The organism is Mycobacterium basiliense (assembly GCF_900292015.1).
In the GTDB taxonomy this organism is placed as follows: domain Bacteria; phylum Actinomycetota; class Actinomycetes; order Mycobacteriales; family Mycobacteriaceae; genus Mycobacterium; species Mycobacterium basiliense.
The window spans coordinates 2,366,488-2,384,041 of the sequence record NZ_LR130759.1 but is presented as its reverse complement, the minus strand read 5'-3'; the positions used below and the strand labels follow the sequence as shown (position 1 = coordinate 2,384,041).

Genomic DNA, 17,554 nt, shown 5'->3' with positions numbered 1-17,554 from the left:
TGCGGCTTTCGAAACTCCCACGGCAAGCTCATAATTCGGTCTATGGTATCGCTCCCGACCGCCGCTATTCCTCCCAGCCGGCAAGGGCCGCCGCCTCATCGTCGGTCATGTTCGCCAGCAGGCTGAGCATCTCCTGTTCGGCGAGCTCGGCAAGACCTGCGACGGTCAGCGCTCGAAACGCCCGCTCCGGCTCGATCCGGACGCCGAGCATGCGGTTGATCTCGATCAGGATTTGGTTGGCAAACACCGAGTCGCCACCGAGTTCGAAGAATCCGTCGAACACGCTCAGCCTGTCGACGCCCAGCGCGGTCGCCCAAATCGTGGCGATCCGCTGCTCGAGTTCATTGCGCGGAGCCACATACTCCCCGATATCGGGCCGCGACCTCAGACCGGCACCCACAGCCGTTACGGCCGTGGTGGCGTCGCACTGCGGCAAGCTCGGCTGCGCACCGTGCGCCTGCAGGCTCAGCCCACCGACGAGCAGAATCGGCACGCCGTTGGTATCGAAAAGTGTTAAGTCACATACAATTTCGTCAGCGTCACCGTTCCGCAGCGCAACGGTGACGTCGACCTCACCCAGCAACCGCGCGCTGGGTGCATGGCGGACGAACTCGGCGCTCACCGGGAGGAACGGGCGCGGTCCATGGTTGGTAGGCGGCATCCCCGCCGCGGCAGCGACCACGTGGAAGGCGGAGTCCAGCAGTCGGGTGAAATCGCCGTTGTCCACGCTGATGCGCGCTACGGCCTCGTCCGCGCGCCGCCAGACCTGGCGCACGCCGCGCAGCTCGGGTGCATAGTCGGAGCCGTGCCGGGCGAGCATCTGGTACACCTGCCGCGGCGACAATTGCTCGTCGCACCGGCTTCTTGCCCCGGCCGCACGATCGGAGACCGGAGCCAGGGCGGCATCCACCGGTGGCCGAAGCGACGCGCTGGCCTGCAGCCGCCAGCTGCAGTCACGGCGGGCGTGCATGGTGACTGCGAACTCACCCAGATCACCGGGAACCACGGTCCACTGCACAGCAATCGGCTCCACACCGAGCAGCAGCGGTTCATAGATGACGACATCGACGACGTCGGCGTCGGGTATGCCAATGACCGTGGCGAGCACGACCACACCTTCGATCACCGCGCTGGCCGGCAACACCGCCGCGCCGGCGACACGGTAGCCGCCGAGGTGGGGCAATGAATCCAGGCTCAGCCAAACCTCCCAAACGCGCCGACCGTCGCTGTTGGACAAATCAATTTCGGCGCCGACCAACGGACCCGCCGACCGACCGGTCCCAACAGTGACGGGGGGAGGACGCAACCAGTGCCGCGCCGGATCGAACGGGTACCGCGGGGCCTGGACCACCCGGGCCCGGGGTGGACTGACCCGAAATCTCCCGGGCTCGACGACGGGTGTCGACTTGTGCCGCCAGCGGATATTGCAGCCTCGCGAGTACAGATCCGCGACCGTCTCATACGTCGACCTCAACTCATCATCGTGGCGAACCCGCTTGGCCGGCAACACCACCGGGCCCTGATGGTCGAGCGACTGGACGGTACGGCGAATCGCGGCATGCAGCACGGGGCGCGCGCCAACCTCGAGCACCGTGTCCGCGCCCAGCTCGACTGCGATGTGCAGGGCCGCGGCGAACCGCACGGTATGCCGGAGGTTGTGGCCCCAATAGGTCGCATCTAGCGATCGACCGTCCTGTACCGCTCCCCCGGTGCCGGAGACGAATGGCACCGCACCTTCGCGCGACTCGAGTCCGCTCAGCACCGCCACGAGTTGCTCGGCTGCGGGTTGGACCAGCGAGCTATGGAAGGGGTAGTGGCCATTCAGCCAGCGGACGAACGTGCCCCGCGTGCTCACCGTCTTGGCGATCTCTTCTAGCCGATCAGCCGCGCCGGAGAGCACAGTTGTATCGGGGCTGTTTATCGCAGCCACATCCACGCCGTGGCGCTCCGCCAAAGCGGCCGTGTCGGCCTCGGGTAAGCCGATGGCGAGCATACGTCCATGACCATGCAATGGCGCCGTCAGCCGACCGCGCTCGTAGGACAGGCGCATGGCGGTCGGAATGTCGAGTATGCCGGCTGCCTCGGCCGCGGCGATCTCGCCGACACCGTGGCCTAGGACCGCGCCAGGTTGCACTCCCATCGACCGCCACAGCGCATTGAGTGCGATTTGGGTCGCACACAGCGCGGGCTGGACAAACGCGGTGTCGGCAAACAATCGAGGATCGGTGGTGGCGGCGAGTTCCCGTAGCGACCAGTCAGCGCATTCGGCCAGCGCCTCGTCGCAGCGCGCCAGCACCGATGCGACCAGCGACTCCTCAGCGGCGAGACCTCGCAGCAGGTCAACCGACTGGGCTTCGTGTCCGGCGAATACGAACAAGGGTTTCGGTGCGCCGTTCAGGGTTTGGATTCGGGCGCCGCCGTTGCGCAATGCGGTGGCCAATTCCTGAGAGCTGGACCCCGCGACGGCCAGCCGCAGGGGGTGGTGGGTGCGCCGCAATGCCGCAACGCGGACCAGCTCAACCATGCCGCCTTCGCCGGCGCCGTCCAGGGCGTCTGCCCATTCCGCTCGTGTCGCGGCGAGCGCGGCCTGGGTGCAGGCCGAGACCGGTAACACTGCATAACGTGTCGGCGCGGTCGCGGTCGTAGGCTCTTGGCCGGTTATGGCTTTGACGGATTCGAGCACCACGTGCGCGTCGGTTCCGCCGAATCCGAAGGCACTCACGCCCGCCAGTGCTACCCCATCGCTCGGAAGTTGAACGTTTTCGGCGGCCACCCGCAAGCCGAGTTTCTCGAACGGAATTGTCGGATTGGGCTCGGTGTAGTTGATGTTGGACGGCACGACGCCGGTATGTAGCACCAACGCGGCCTTGATCAGACCCGCGATGCCGGCAGCCGATTCGAGATGCCCGATGTTGCTCTTCACCGATCCGATCAGGCAAGGCTGCTCAGCATCGCGCCCGCTACCGGTCCCGATCACCGAGCCAAGCGCGGTGGCCTCGATTCGATCTCCGAGCGGAGTGCCGATGCCGTGGCACTCGATGTAACCGACATCTTTGGGTGAAACGCCTGCGTCGGCGTACGCGGCCGACAACACGGCACGTTGCGCAAGTGGGTTCGGCGCGGTGAGACCGTTGGTAAGGCCATCCTGACCCACTGCGCTGCCGCGGATGACCGCATAGATCCGGTCCTTGTCCCGCCGAGCCTTGTCGAGCGGTTTGAGCACCAGCACGCCGCAGCCCTCAGCCCGCACGTATCCATTGGCACGGGCGTCGAATGGCTTGCACCGGCCGTCCGGAGCCAACATTCCAGCCGCAACCAGCCCCCGCGAAATCTGGGGTGTCAACAGCAGATTGACCGCACCGACCAATGCCTGCTCGCAGTCACCCGCGCGGATCGCGCGGGCCGCCAGGTGCGTGGCGACCAGGGCCGACGAGCACGCGGTGTCCACCGTCATGCTCGGCCCGCGCAGGTCGTAGAAGTAGGACAACCGGTTGGCAAGTAGTGCCAACGCACAGCCGGTGTTGGTCAACGCGTGCCCATTGACGCTGGCGGCCAGCTGAGTCATTCCGTAGTCACTGAACGACGCGCCCACGAATACCCCGACCGGATTGGCCTTCAGCCTGTCCGGGACTACTCCGGCATCCTCCAGCGCGTGCCAGCTGACCTCGAGCAGCAACCGCTGCTGCGGGTCCATGCGGGCGGCTTCGGCCGCCGAGACCCGGAAGAAGTGGTTATCGAACAGGTCGACGCCGTCGACGAAGCCGCCGGACAGCCCAGTTGACTCGTCGGCAGGCCAGCGATCTTGCGGCACAGCGGAAATCGCGTCGGCACCGTCTAGGAGGCGTTGCCAAAACATGTCGGTACTCGGCGCGCCGGGCATCCGACACGCCATCCCGGTGATGGCTATTGCTTCGTGTGTTGACCTGGACGAGACCGCCGTCGTCTTGCGCCTACCGGGACCGGAAGATGAGGCGGTCAGACCGTCGACCAACGTTGCCACACAGGGGTATTCGAACAACGCAAGTGGATCGATCTTCATCCCGAGCCGGTTCGCCAACTCACCGGCCACGGCAGCGGCAGCGACCGAGCCCAGCCCATAGGAACTGAACGGCTCGAACTCATCGATATCCGTTGGCATCATGTTCGTGTGCTCGGCGAGCACTTCGAGCACGAGCGAACGGATTGCCGCCTTGTCGGACATCACTCGTAGGTTCTTGTTGCCAGCTGAGCCACCACCGGTAGCGACCCGTCCAGGAAGGCAGTGCGAATCGCTGCCCGGCGAAGCTTGCCGCTAGTGGTCTTGGGCAGGCTCCGAGCCGGGGTCAACACGACGGCAGCGGGGTCGATCTGGTGTGCTTCCAGCACCGCCTTACGTGCCGCCTTGACAAGCAGGTCCAGCTCGCTGCGATCCTCCTCGGCGGTTTCCTGCACAATCGCAATGCTTTCGGCCTCGTCCACCACGATTCCGAACGCGGCTCCGCAACCAGGGCGCAGTCGGGTGTCGGCGCGTTGCACAGCGAGCTCGATATCCTGCGGATAGATGTTGCGTCCGGCGATGATGATGATGTCTTTGATCCGGCCCGTCACGTACAGCTCGTCGCCAAGTTTGAAGCCGAGGTCGCCGGTGCGCAGAAAGCCATCGTCTCGAGCGGGCAACCGTGCACCGAAGGTCGTCTCGGTCAGCTCGGGCCGACGCCAGTAACCGTGCGCGACGCTTGGTCCGCTGACCCAGATTTCGCCCACCTGCCCGGAGGGAAGCTCCTGCCCGGACGCTTGGTCAACCACCGCTACCGTGCTGTCGGTCGGTGCGCGCCCGGACGACACCACTTGAACCGCCTGGGGTTGTCCCTCGTCGACCACGACGGCGATGCCGTGCGCCAGCTTCTCCCTGTCGATCCAGGTGGTGCGCGGACCGAGCTCGCGCACCGCCCCGGTGACCAGCAACGAGGCCTCGGCCAGGCCGTAGCAGGGTGAGAATGTCCCACGACGAAATCCATGCTCGGCAAAGCGTTGCGTGAACCGTCGTGCGGTATCCGCCATGACCGGCTCTGCCCCGCAGAACGCCACCTGCCAGGACGACAAGTCGAGTCCCACTTTTTGCTCATCACTGACCCTGCGCAGGCACAGCTCGAAGCCAAAGTTCGGGCTGGACGAGTGGGTTGCGGAAACCCGGTCAATGGCTCGCAGCCAGCGCACCGGCTTTTGCAAGAAGTGCATCGGCGACATGAGGTATCCGCACCCGCCGCGGTAGATGGGCGCGAACAGGCTCCCGCTCAGGCCCATGTCGTGATACGGCGGCAGCCAATTCATGGCTACCGGGCCTTCTGGGATGCCAAACGTTTGTCTGATCGCAACCTGGTTGGCCAAGAAGTTCGCGTGTGTCAGCACCACGCCCTTGGGCGCCGCGGTCGAACCCGAGGTGTACTGGATCAATGCCGCGGCGTTGCTGGGAATCTGCGGATCCGTCCAGTCGGCGGGGTCGGCATCGAGGCAATCCTCGTCGTCGGTGGCCAACCAGGGCACCGCTCGCCTACTGACCGCTGGATCCAGCACCATTGTCTGCATCGATTTGAGCAGCGCGGTGGTCAACACCGCCTCGGCCGAACAGTCCTGCACCACGTCCGCCAGCCGTGCCCCATATGCCTCTGGTGCAGCGGGATTGGGTGGGTAGATCGGCACCGGGATGAGACCGGCATACAGGGTGCCGAAAAGGCCTGCAACGAAATTGAGATCCGGTGGGCACATCAACACCACCCGACCACCGGGAGCGATCCGGTCGGACAGCACAACGGCAATTTGACGCGCCCGGCTGTCAAGTTCGCCGTAGCTAAGCGTGATCAGGTCATCCTCGCCGTCCGCCAAATACCCGAACGCGACCTGATCGCTCTGGCTGTCCACCTGGTCCGACAGCATCCGTGCCAGATTTTGGGGAGATCTACCCATCGTGGTTTCCTCCGCCGATGCGCCGGCGCCCCCCGCCGGGCGCGACCGCGGCCACCCGTTCGGTGCGGTCGAACAATTGCAATTGAGCCAGCACCCGCTGACACCGCCCTGATTCCGCTGCTCTTTGCGGTGTACGACGGGTGGATCGCACAACGCAGGCCGGTATTACTTCGCGAGTCCCCGACATGTGTGATTCGCGCATATGTTTGGGTCCGCATTTGCCGCCGGTCAACGACGCCAGTTGGTTAAGGCTCCTTACCAGAATGGTCTTCCGATTTGTCGGTACCACTGCCGCCGCAGGACGGCGTCGGGCGGCCGGGTTCACCGTCTCACGGACGATTCGAAATTCGCCTGGCGGTGAATACCGGGAATGCACCCGTACAGGTGCCGCGTCGCGCGCCGCCATTAAAGAGCGGGGGCCGTGGTGCCGAGATGAGGCGTGCCGGCCGTAATCTTCGTGGTTTCCAACACCGGGTAACGCAGCTTGCCTTGATTCGCGAAAAAGTTGACACCGCGGCCCTCGTGTTCCGCCCGAGAACTGACGCCTGCTTGCAAGATTCGCCTCCTCGCCACCGCACCGCCTTCAGCCTTGGCAGCCTAGCGCGTAGCTTATGTCAGTTGGCCGGTTTTGAACATTTCGTATGTGGCCTCTTTAATCGCGACTTGCGATAACATGCAGCGGGCGGGCGTGCGGAGCTGGTCTGCACGGGGCGAGGCCATCCGTGGGCCGAAACCGACGTGCTACACGTCCGCAAAATTGCGGTCATGTGGTGGTCATCTGATGGAAACCAGAGTAGAGGGATAAATGAGTAACGAACTCTTCCTTCTTGTATTGGCATCGCTCTTTGCCGCGCTCTTCACCTGGGCCTTCCGCGCATTACCGAAAGAGCAGTGGCAGATCCTCGCTGCCGTGCCCTTGACAAAAGGCGGTAATGGTGAATGGCATGGACTAAATCTCACTTATTACGGCTTCTTCCAGGCCACCTCGAACTCGCTGGCGGTGGCGATGGCATTCATACTGTTTGGCGCCATCGGCGTTACCACAAACGCCATCTTCGCCCTGACCGTACTCCTTTTCGCAGTGTGCTGGACGGCGTCGAAGCTGATCGTGTGGTTGATCGAGCGGAGGCAACATCTCTTCACAGTCGGTGGGGCGGTATTCGCTGGTACGCTTGCGCTGCCGTGGCTAATCGGCCTGCTAAATCATTCATCGGGCGATGCACTCGGTGGCACGATCCCGGTAATCCCGGCGCTCGCGGTCGTATCGGTTGCGTATGCATATGGCGAAGGATTGGGCCGGCTGGCTTGCATCAGCTTTGGGTGTTGTTACGGCAAAAGCCTGCAGGAGCTTTCCCCTCGCTTACGTAGGCTGCTTTCATCATTCAGCTTCACCTTTACGGGAGCGATGAAAAAGGCCGCGTATGAAGGGCGCTTGGAGGGGATACGCATCGCACCGGTGCAGGCGATGACCTCTGTGGTCTTTATTTCAATCGCGCTCGTAGGCACGTATCTGTTTCTGCAATCTTGGTTCATTGGAGCATTGTTGACAACAATGATAATGACACAACTCTGGCGGATATTCTCGGAAACCTTGCGCACCCGATCGAACCGTACCTTGCGCAGGTTTTCCCCCTATCAGATGATGGCGATTATCACCGTTGCCTACATCACGATAATTGCGGTCATGTTTTCCGTAGAACAAACGGAAAGCACCGAAATCTCAGCGGGTCTAGCGACATTTTGGAATCCGTTAGTATTGCTCTTCTGTCAGCTGATCTGGGTTGTTGTATTTCTGATTACCGGCCGTAGCAGCGTGACGGGCTCCAAGCTCTATTTCTACGTCCACCAGGACCGCGTGAAAGGGCATAGACCATCGGGGGAAATCGGAGCCCAGAACGGCAGCGACCACATGCCTGCCGGTTCATCGTGAGCGATAACAGAACCGCGCAGCACCCGCGCATGCTGGCCCTTGCCCGGATAATCCATAAGTTGGCGTTGCCCATTGTCTTGGCATGGATCGGGCTCGTCGCCATTCTTATCGTTTTTGCCCCCTCATTGGATAAAGTCGGCAAAGAACACACGGTGTCGATGAGCCCGAAGAACGCGCCGTCCATGCAGGCGATGAACCGTGTCGGTGAGGTGTTCAATGAATTCCATACCGACAGCGTGATCATGCTCCTCCTGGAAGGCGACCAGCCCCTCGCCGACGATGCCCACCATTTCTACGAGCAGCTGATGGATCGGGTATCGGCGGACACGAAGCACGTCCAGTACGTCCAGGACTTCTGGGGCGACAGACTAACGGCGGCCGGTTCGCAAAGCCCGGACGGCAAGGCGGCCTACGCGCAGGTCTACCTCGCCGGCAGTCAGGGCGAGAGCCTGGCCAACGAGTCCGTCGCAGCGGTGCGCAAGATCGTGGAAGGCGTAACCCCGCCGCCGGGCGTCAAGGCCTACGTCACCGGCCCCGCCGCAGTTTTCGCCGATCAGTCCGTGGCCGGGGAGAGAGGCATTAAGAAAGTCACCGCCACGACCATACTGGTGATTTTTGTGATGTTGGTTTTCGTCTACAGGTCGATTGCCACCGCGCTTGTCACCTTGCTGATGGTCGTCGTTGAGCTAATGGCCGCCCGACAGGTTGTCTCGTTGCTGGCTCACAACAACATCATTGGGCTTTCGACCTTTGCGGTTAATCTGCTGGTGCTGATGGTGATCGCGGCCGGGACGGACTATTCGATATTTATTTTGGGCCGATACCAAGAGTCTCGCGGCCGTGGCGAGGACCGGGAAACGGCCTTCTACACCATGTTCCGCGGAACCGCGCACGTTGTTATTGGCTCCGGATTGACCATTGCCGGTGCCACGTATTGCCTCAGCTTCACCCGCATGCCTTATTTTCAATCGATCGGCGTGCCGTGCGCCGTAGCAATGCTCGTCACTGTCTTTGCCGCGATCACCCTGGGTCCGGCGGTCTTAACCGTCGGTAGTTTCTTTCACCTGTTCGACCCGAAACGAAAAATGCGAACCCGGGGATGGCGGCGGGTCGGCACGGCGATCGTGCGGTGGCCCGGGCCGATTCTGGTCGCGTCGATCGCGATCGCTCTCATCGGTCTGCTCGCCTTAACCGGGTACAAAACGAGTTACGGTATGCGCGATTATCTGCCGCCGAGCGCCAACTCGAACATCGGATATGAGGCGGCGGACCGGCATTTTTCCAACGGTCGGATGAATCCGGAAATACTGCTAGTCGAAACCGATCATGATATGCGCAATCCGGAGGGCATGCTGATCTTGGATCGGATTGCCAGGACCGTCTTTCACACCCCTGGCGTCGCGCGCGTCCAGGCGATCACCAGACCTTTGGGAACACCGATCAAGCACACGTCAATACCCTTCCACCTCAGCATGCGAAACACGACGCAAATCGAAAACCTTCAGTACCTACACCAACGCATGGGCGACATGCTGACGCAAGCCGACGCCATACAGGATTCGATCGACACGCTGCATCGCATGTACGACATCATGGGGAACATCGTCACGACAACCCACAACATGGACTTGCTAACGCATGACATGGTGGAAATTACCGATGAACTTCGCGATCACGTCTCCGATTTCGGCGATTTCTGGCGGCCAATCCGGTCTTACTTCTATTGGGAAAAGCACTGCTTCGATGTCCCGATCTGCTGGGCGTTGAGGTCGATCTTCGACGCGATGGACGGCGTGGACAAGCTCACCGAAAAGCTCACCGCCCTGTCCGGAGAACTGGACAACCTCGACATACTGCTGCCGCAGATGCGCGCTCAGATCCCGCCGCAGATTGCCTCGTTGACCACCATGAAGCGAATGATCCTGTCCATGCGCACCTCCCAGGCGTCGTTCTACGCCCAGCTGGATGAGCTGACCCAGAACGCGACGGCGATGGGCAAGGCATTCGACACTGCCAAGAATGACGACTCGTTCTATTTGCCGCCAGAAGTCTTCGACAATCCGGACTTCCAACGAGGCCTGGCAATATTCGTGTCGCCCGACGGGCACGCGGCACGGTTCATCATCTCCCATGAAGGTGATCCCGCATCCGCTGAAGGCATCTCGCACGTCGATCCGATCATGAGCGCGGCGAAGGAGGCGATAAAGGGAACCCCACTCGAGGGCGCCAGGATCTATCTGGGCGGAACGGCCTCTTTCTATAAGGACATGCGCGACGGATCCCAGTACGACCTGATGATCGCCGGAGTCGCCGCGGCCACTCTTATCTTGATCATCATGCTGATCATTACCCGGAGTTTGGTCGCCGCAATCACCATTGTGGGCACCGTGGTGCTCTCGTTGGGCGCCTCCTTCGGGCTTTCCGTACTCGTCTGGCAGTACATCATGGGCGTCGGATTGCACTGGATGGTGCTTGCAATGTCGGTCATCCTGCTTTTGGCGGTGGGTTCTGACTACAACCTGTTGTTGGTTTCCCGCTTCAAAGAGGAAATTCACGCCGGACTGAATACTGGCATTATCCGCTCCATGGCCGGCACCGGCGCGGTAGTAACATCTGCGGGCCTCGTATTCGCCGCTACGATGTCGTCCTTCATCATTGGCGATTTGAAAGTCATCGGTCAGGTGGGGACCACCATCGGCCTGGGTCTATTGTTCGACACCCTGATCGTTCGCTCATTCATGATGCCGTCCATTGCCGCGCTGTTGGGACGCTGGTTCTGGTGGCCGCAGCAAGTGCGCACCCGCCCCGCCAGTCAGCTACTGCGGCCGCTTGGGCCGCGTCCGGTGGCTCGTGCCCTGCTCCTGCCCCGACCCGACGCGCAGGCCGACAGCGCCGAATCGCAGAACCCCCGCACTCCACGGGTGATGTCGAGTTAGCCGATGCGGGTGGCCGTGGTGTGCTGCGACCGGTCGGGCCCGCCAGCCACCGCGGTCCTTTTCGCCCAGCAGACCTACTTGTCCGCATTGCGTCTGGCGTGCGCGAGCAACGCGCTGCTGTAAGCGAAATTTACTGTGGTGCCAATGATTAGATTGGGCGCGATAGTCAACGCAATGTTCGATGTGCCCGCCACCACGTGCCCGCCGATGAGCCACATGGCCGCAAGGACCGACGTCCCAACAGCGGCGAGCCAGAACCCACGAGTGGAGTTTGACGGCCACCGAAAAAGTTGCTCGAGAACCATGACCAGCACCAGAGTCGCCGTCAAGCTCAGCGCGAATTGTGCCGAACCGGCCTTCAAGGCAACGGCCATGCCGAGGTGGTAGTGGGTCAACGTGGCCCAACTTCCGTATCCCACGCCCGCTGCCGCCGCCACCGACACCGGCCGAGCTTGGGCTCGCAGCCACCTGTTGGTAGAGAACGTGCGGATCGGCCCCGTGGCCTGCATGGCCACACCTTACTAACGACTGATGGTTGGCACCACCACGTGGTAACGATCGGTGAGACGCGCCGGTCTCATGTCATGGGCGGCCGGCAGCAGGCAGGCTGAGCCGGAACCTGGCGCCGCCGTCATGCGGCAGACACGCCAGTTCACCGCCATGAGCGCGGGCCAGCGCCCTGGCAATCGGCAAACCCAAGCCGGCGCCGCCATGGTCGCGGGTGCGCCCGGCATCCAAACGCACCAGCCGCTCGAAGATCCGGTATCGCTCGTCCTCGGGCACGCCAGGGCCGCTGTCAGTGACGGTCACCTCGGTGACCCCGCGAACGGTGCGCAAATCGACGGTGATCGATCCGCCAGCCGGGGTGTACCTGCGCGCGTTGTCGAGCAGGTTGGACAGGATCTGGGCCACCCGAGTCGGATCTGCTCGCACGTGCAGTCCGGTGCGGCCGGTCCGGACGACCTCGATCTGCGGCGCCATCATTGCCGTCCGTTGGACTTCGGCGTCGACGATCGCGGCCAGATCGGAGTCTTGGACATCCAGGGGAAGGCCAGCGTCGATTCGACTCAGATCCAGCATGTCGGCCACGAGGCGTCCGGCGCGGCGCGCATCGGACTGCAACAGGCTCGCCCGACGGTACTGACCACGCGCCGCAGGATCGGATTCCTGTTGTCTGGCAGTGGTGGCAAGTTGTTCGGCGGCAACCTGGATACCGGCGATCGGGGTGCGCAATTCGTGCGCGGCGTCGACGAGGAATTGCCGGGTGGCGCTCTCGGCACGTTGCGCGGCATCCGCCGATTGCTGGGCCCGCAGCTCAGAGGCTTCCAATGCATCGAGCATCCCGTCGAATGCACTGGCCGCACGCCCGAGTTCGGTATCGATGCGATCGGGGCGCAGCCGCCGGCCGCGATCACCGATCGTGATGTCTTTGGCCAGCGCGGTAAGCCGATCCAACGGCCGCAGCGCCGCGCGGCTGACGACCACCAACAGCAGGGCCGCCACCACCAGGGTCGCCAGACCGGCACCGACCATGAGTTGGCGTAGCTGGCGGGTCACCTGCGTGGTCTGGGTGGTGTCGGCAACCAAGATCACTCGTCCACCCTCGGGCAGTGGGTGCACCACCACGGTCGCGGTGGCATCCGGCGGCCCCCCCGGCGGTGGCGGCGGAGGCGGCGGCAGAGCGGGCGGAGGTCCTGGATGCGGACCGGGCGGAGCCGGAGGCGGCGGCCCCGGGGGCGGTGGGATGGTGGGTCCCGCAGTGGTGTCCGCACTGATACCGGGGTCACCGTAAGTGGTGCCGTCGTCGGTGACCAGCAGCGCCCGCACACCGCCGCCGTTGAGCTCGGCGGCGATCAGCTCTGGCGAAGTCTGCGCGGCCACCAGCGCATCGGCACGTGAGGTAGCGGCAACCAACCGGTCGTGCAGGTTCCGACGAGCCTGAATACCGAGGCTGACGTCGATGATGGTGCCCAGCACCAGCAACAGCACCGCGAGCAGCATCACTACCAGAACCGTGACTCGCCGCTGCAGCGACGGCGTCGGTGTCGCCGGTTCGGCGACATTCGACGGGCTCGCTGCGGAGGGGCTCATGGCCGCTGCGGCTGCAGTCGGTAGCCGATCCCTCGGACGGTGTGCAAAATCCGCGGTCCGTGCGCCTCGAGTTTGCGGCGCAGTCCGCTGACGTGCACCTGCACCAGGTTGGGGTCATAGGCGTCGTAGCCCCAGACCGCGTTGAGGATCTGTCCGGCGCTGACTATCCGGCCACGCTGCTCCACGAGGAAAGCCAGCAGCCGCAGCTCGGTGGCCGTCAGATCCAGTCGGTGTCCATCTCGCGCGGCCGCCCCGGCATCCACGTCGAGCATCAGCTCGCCCAACTGAACCACCCGAGGCAGGCGCCCGCGCCGCCGCAACACAGCTCCAACCCGCGACACGAGTTCGGCGAGCTCGAAAGGTTTGATCACGTAGTCGTCGGCGCCGCCGTCCAGGCCGCGCAACCTGTCCGGTAGACCATCGCGCGCGGTGATCAACACGATGCCGATGTCGCCCCATTCGCGGATAACGTCGATCAGCGCGAACCCGTCACGGCCAGGCAGCATCACGTCCAGGACCACCAGATCCGGCCGCAGGCCGTCCAGCAGATCTTCCAGTCCATCTCCGTCGCAACGAGCGTCGGTGTGGTAACCGACGTCGGTCAGGGCCTCGCTGACCATTTCGCGGATGGTCTCGGAATCCTCGACCACCAGCACCCGCGGCGTGCCGACACTGAATTGATCGGTCCGGCCTCCAGCCGGACCCGCCGAACGGATGCTGGTCCGGTCCGGACGCGAACATTCGGTCATGGCCCTATTGTTAGCTCGCTGTCCTGAGATCAGCCTGAAGCACGCCATGTTTCTAGAGTCGTTTGCGAGTTGCTTTCGGTCTCATCGATCTCGCTCAGCCCACCACAACGAGATGGGAAGCGACATGAACGCTGGCGACGCCAACCCAGACATCAAATCGGGCACCCGTGCAACCGCGATCGACAGCCGCACCCGGCGCCATTCCACGGCCGTGGTGATCGGCGCCACAATGGCGGGCATGGTGCTCGGCGCAATGGCAGCTTTCGCGATAACCGGCCTGGTCTGGACCGTACGAGTCGAGCTACCCCCGCCGCTGTATCCGTCGTCGACACCGACGGTAAGCTACCCGCCGCTGCCTCCAGGAACGGCGACCTCGACGCCGCCGCCGCAATCGACGCCCAGCGGCTTACCCGCGCCGCCCCCGCCCCCGGGCCCCTAAACGCGTCGAAATTCTTCAGATCCACTTCAAGTTCGGTCATTACGGTCTCGATTGCCAACCAACGAGATCGCCAACAACCCATGAAGTGGAGGTCAGCATGACTACCGAAGACGGTGACACAAATCCGAATATCGGCGCCCATACCGGGCACCCGGGCGCCGTCCCCCCGCCCGCACCCACCGCCCAGCCAGATCGGCCGCGTCGTCGCTACTCCACCGGGGTGGTGGTCGGCGCCGGGTTGATCGGCTTGGTCACCGGTGCGGTGGCCAGCGCCGGTGCATCGCTCTTCCTCTGGGCCTTCGCTTTCGGGTCTCCCCCGCCGCCGCCCATGCCGCGAGGTCCAATCGCATCGCAAATGGCGCCCATGGGCTTGCCACCGGCGCCCCATCCTGGTGCGGGATTGCAGCGGGGACCGATGCCAGGTGGACCACCCATGCTGCCGCCACCGCCAGGTGGACCCGGATTCCGCTCCGGCCCTCCGCCCGGTGCCCCTGCGCCTGGCCAAATACCGGGAGTGCAAGCACCGGCACCCGCGCCCGGGGGCCCGGCATCGCCTGCACCCAGCACCCCGGGGCCGCACACCTGAGGCCCGCAGGGACGCTGAGGTGAGGCAGAAAACCTCGGTTGGGCGAACCGACCGCGCGGGTGGGCGCCGGAGCCGCCCCGCGCGGTCGGTCGCTACCGGGTCCCGGTCCTCGGCCCGACGGCCGCCCCCGGGACGCCGTCGTCATCGCGTTTCCGGTCCCGAACACCAACCACTCGGCAACCCCAACGACCCGCATCCAGGCGGGCTACCACGGATTCCAAATGGCATTGAACTAAACGGTTGTTTAGTATTGTAAACATGTATTCACCCCAGCCGGACGATCGCACAGCGCGGGCACGGATCCGTGACGAAGCGCTGCAACTGTTCGCCCGCCGCGGTCCCGACGCGGTCACCATGCGCGACATCGCAACCGCAGCCGGAGTCTCCCCAGCCCTGCTCATTCGGCACTACGGCTCCAAGGACGGGCTGATCGAGGCCGTCGACCAGCACGTGGTCACGACCTTCGAGCTACTTCTGGTCCAGATGACCCAGCAGACCGGGACGGGCGGACTCGATGTGGCAGCCGTACCTAGCCTGCTCGATGGCCTGGCAACCCACCTGCCGCCAGCATCGGCTATCCCCGCGTACCTGGGCCGGCTGCTGATCACCGGCGGTCGCGCCGGGGCGGATTTGTTCGAGCGCCTGTTCCGACTCAGCCAAAACGCTTTGGACCAGATGGTGTCGGCCGGAATCGCCAGTCCCGGCGAGGATTCAGCGGTGCGAGCGGCCTTCCTGCTCGTCAACGATCTGGCCGTGCTGACCCTGCGGCCCCGGCTGACCGAAGTGCTCGGCGTCGACCCCCTATCGGGCGCGGGCATGCGCCGCTGGGCGGGCGAAGTGTTCACGATCTATCGCGACGGTCTTATCGGCACCTGACCCAGCAGAAAACAGAAATGGAGGTAGCCATGTCACTCTTCGCCAAGACCGGCGCCCGGATACTGCGCTCGCGCTTTCTCATGCGCGCGCCAATCTGGATCTACAAGGCCAGGGCCGGCGCGGTGTTCGGGTCGCGGATCCTGATGCTCGAACACGTCGGCCGCAAATCCGGCGCGCGCCGATACGCGGTGTTGGAAGTCATCGATCACCCCACCCCCGACAGCTACGTCATCGCCTCCGGCTTCGGCCGCAAGGCCCAATGGTTCCGCAACATCGAGGCCAACCCGCGGGTACGCGTCTACGCCGGCAGCCGCGCGCCCGCCCCGGCCATGGCACGCATCCTCGACCAGGACGAAGCCGACCGCACACTGGGCGTCTACCGCAGCCGGCACACCCGCGCCTGGGAGCAGTTCAAACCAATACTCGAGGAAACCCTCGGCACCGAAATCACCGAAGCCAATACGGCGCTATCGATGGTCGAGCTACAACTCGCCTAGCTGCGCTCCGGCCCTTTCACCGTCATCAGCGCGTATAGCGTCAGAAATGACGCCGCCGGAATCATGTTGACCAGCCGATCCCGCGCACGGACATGCGCACCCACCGCCAGCACGAAATAGAACGTCAGCATGGCCGTCGTCAGCCTTGCCAGGGCGGGGAATCGGGTCACCGACAGCAAACCGACCGCAGCGGCGGCCTTGACCACCGGAAAAACCGGGCGAACGGTGTCCGGGACACCCAAATCGTCCAGGATCTTGGCAATCGCAGGCAACGGAATCGCGCAAGCCACCGCATCGCCGGCCTGAAACGCGCCCAGCGCCACATAGGTTTTCGGTGACGTCAGGGCGGTCACCGGTTGTACTGCCCGAGTTGTGGTGGCTGGCCCAGCGGGCCCTCGACCGGCTTACGGGCTATCGCCTCGGCCTTGGCAACCGCCTGGGCGATCGTCGGGTCGGTCTCGGTGGAAAACCAATCGGCGACCTCGTCGTCTTCACCTTGGGCAACGTGCTTGGGCGCGTCGTCGGCTGGCGAAGGCTCGAACCGGAACACGCCATCCTCCCCGGGCTTGCCCAACATCCGGGTAAAGCCTTGCAACGCGGCATTGAAGTCGCTCGGCACGACCCATACTTTGTTGGCATCACCGCGCGCCATCTCCGGCAGGGTCTGCAGGTACTGATAGGCCAGCATCTCCGGAGTCGGTCGGCCGGCCTTGATCGCGGCGAACGTCTTCTCGATCGCTTTGGCCTCACCCTGCGCCCGTAGGTAGGCAGCGGCACGTTCACCTTGGGCGCGCAACATCCGGGACTGCCGGTCAGCCTCGGCGGCCAGGATGGCGGCTTGCTTGGCGCCCTCGGCGGCCAAGATCTGCGACTGCTTCTGGCCCTCTGCTTGTTTGATCGCCGCCTCTCGTGTGCCTTCGGCGGTCAGGATCATCGCCCGCTTCTCCCGGTCGGCCTTCATCTGCTTTTCCATCGACGCCTGAATCGACGGCGGTGGGTCGATGCTGCGCAGCTCCACCCGCGCTACTCGCAGGCCCCAGCGGCCCGTCGCTTCGTCGAGCACGCCGCGCAGCTGGGCGTTGATCTGGTCTCGGGAAGTCAGCGTCTGCTCCAACGTCATCCCACCGACGACGTTGCGCAGCGTGGTCGTGGCCAGCTGCTCGACGCCGACGATGTAATTGCTGATTTCGTATACCGCCGCCTGCGGGACCGTGACCTGGAAGTACACCACAGTGTCGATGTTGAGGGTCAGATTGTCCTCGGTAATGACGGGCTGCGGCGGGAAGGACACCACTCGCTCGCGCAGATCGACGCGGGCGCGCACGCGGTCGATAAACGGCACCAGCAGCGTCAGTTGCCCGCTGACCGTGCGGCTGTACCGACCCAACCGTTCGATCACCGCGGCCTCCGCCTGCGGTATCAGCGCGATTGATTTGGCAACCACGATGATGGCAAATATCACCAGGACAGCCAGAAACACCAGACCAACCACCGCATCTTCCACCGG

General features: G+C 63.9%; 13 protein-coding genes. 5 read left to right on the top strand and 8 right to left on the bottom strand.

The features are described from left to right. Positions 1-64: 64 nt before the first annotated feature. Both MB901379_RS10275 and MB901379_RS10270 read right to left on the bottom strand, forming a co-directional pair. On the bottom strand, positions 65-4,201 hold the full coding sequence (locus MB901379_RS10275) for a type I polyketide synthase (RefSeq protein WP_158016612.1): 4,137 nt from the start codon (positions 4,199-4,201) through the stop codon (positions 65-67). Then, positions 4,201-5,943, bottom strand: a complete 1,743-nt coding sequence (locus tag MB901379_RS10270) for a fatty acyl-AMP ligase (protein WP_158016611.1) — start codon at positions 5,941-5,943, stop codon at positions 4,201-4,203. The genes MB901379_RS10275 and MB901379_RS10270 overlap by 1 nt, the downstream gene beginning before the upstream one ends. Before the next feature lie 805 nt (positions 5,944-6,748). Between MB901379_RS10270 and MB901379_RS10265 the strand changes: the two genes are divergently transcribed. Together MB901379_RS10265 and MB901379_RS10260 are read left to right on the top strand one after the other, a co-directional pair. Continuing rightward, the gene (locus MB901379_RS10265; RefSeq protein ID WP_158016610.1) at positions 6,749-7,873 is read left to right on the top strand and encodes a prolipoprotein diacylglyceryl transferase; all 1,125 of its coding nucleotides are present in this window, start codon (positions 6,749-6,751) and stop codon (positions 7,871-7,873) included. A gap of 29 nt (positions 7,874-7,902) precedes the next feature. Beyond that, positions 7,903-10,809, top strand: coding sequence for an MMPL/RND family transporter (locus MB901379_RS10260; RefSeq protein ID WP_158019075.1), 2,907 nt, complete (start codon positions 7,903-7,905; stop codon positions 10,807-10,809). Positions 10,810-10,883: 74 nt separating this feature from the next. Here MB901379_RS10260 and MB901379_RS24540 read toward each other — a convergent pair whose 3' ends face one another. The 3 genes from MB901379_RS24540 to MB901379_RS10245 form a co-directional block, all read right to left on the bottom strand. Further along, on the bottom strand, positions 10,884-11,318 hold the full coding sequence (locus MB901379_RS24540) for a hypothetical protein (protein WP_232022032.1): 435 nt from the start codon (positions 11,316-11,318) through the stop codon (positions 10,884-10,886). Between the two features lie 73 nt (positions 11,319-11,391). After that, positions 11,392-12,900 (bottom strand): sensor histidine kinase, encoded by a 1,509-nt coding sequence (locus tag MB901379_RS10250; RefSeq protein WP_158016609.1) that lies wholly within the window; start codon positions 12,898-12,900, stop codon positions 11,392-11,394. Beyond that, the gene (locus MB901379_RS10245) at positions 12,897-13,649 is read right to left on the bottom strand and encodes a response regulator transcription factor (protein ID WP_232022031.1); all 753 of its coding nucleotides are present in this window, start codon (positions 13,647-13,649) and stop codon (positions 12,897-12,899) included. The genes MB901379_RS10250 and MB901379_RS10245 overlap by 4 nt, the downstream gene beginning before the upstream one ends. 124 nt (positions 13,650-13,773) lie before the next feature. Between MB901379_RS10245 and MB901379_RS10240 the strand changes: the two genes are divergently transcribed. Further along, positions 13,774-14,088, top strand: a complete 315-nt coding sequence (locus MB901379_RS10240) for a hypothetical protein (RefSeq protein ID WP_158016608.1) — start codon at positions 13,774-13,776, stop codon at positions 14,086-14,088. A 207-nt stretch (positions 14,089-14,295) separates the two neighbouring features. Here the strand turns inward: MB901379_RS10240 and MB901379_RS10235 are convergent, their stop codons facing one another. Next, positions 14,296-14,523, bottom strand: coding sequence for a hypothetical protein (locus tag MB901379_RS10235; RefSeq protein ID WP_158016607.1), 228 nt, complete (start codon positions 14,521-14,523; stop codon positions 14,296-14,298). A gap of 409 nt (positions 14,524-14,932) precedes the next feature. Here MB901379_RS10235 and MB901379_RS10230 point away from each other — a divergent pair, with 409 nt between their 5' ends. Both MB901379_RS10230 and MB901379_RS10225 read left to right on the top strand, forming a co-directional pair. Beyond that, positions 14,933-15,550 (top strand): TetR/AcrR family transcriptional regulator, encoded by a 618-nt coding sequence (locus MB901379_RS10230; RefSeq protein WP_158016606.1) that lies wholly within the window; start codon positions 14,933-14,935, stop codon positions 15,548-15,550. A gap of 29 nt (positions 15,551-15,579) precedes the next feature. Further along, the gene (locus MB901379_RS10225) at positions 15,580-16,047 is read left to right on the top strand and encodes a nitroreductase family deazaflavin-dependent oxidoreductase (RefSeq protein WP_158016605.1); all 468 of its coding nucleotides are present in this window, start codon (positions 15,580-15,582) and stop codon (positions 16,045-16,047) included. On the opposite strand, the gene MB901379_RS10220 is transcribed toward MB901379_RS10225, so the two are convergent. Next, positions 16,044-16,400, bottom strand: a complete 357-nt coding sequence (locus MB901379_RS10220; protein WP_158016604.1) for a DoxX family protein — start codon at positions 16,398-16,400, stop codon at positions 16,044-16,046. The two genes, MB901379_RS10225 and MB901379_RS10220, sit on opposite strands and share 4 nt — an antisense overlap. Continuing rightward, on the bottom strand, positions 16,397-17,551 hold the full coding sequence (locus tag MB901379_RS10215; RefSeq protein WP_158016603.1) for an SPFH domain-containing protein: 1,155 nt from the start codon (positions 17,549-17,551) through the stop codon (positions 16,397-16,399). Before MB901379_RS10215 ends, MB901379_RS10220 begins: the two co-directional genes overlap by 4 nt. Between the last annotated feature and the right edge of the window lie 3 nt (positions 17,552-17,554).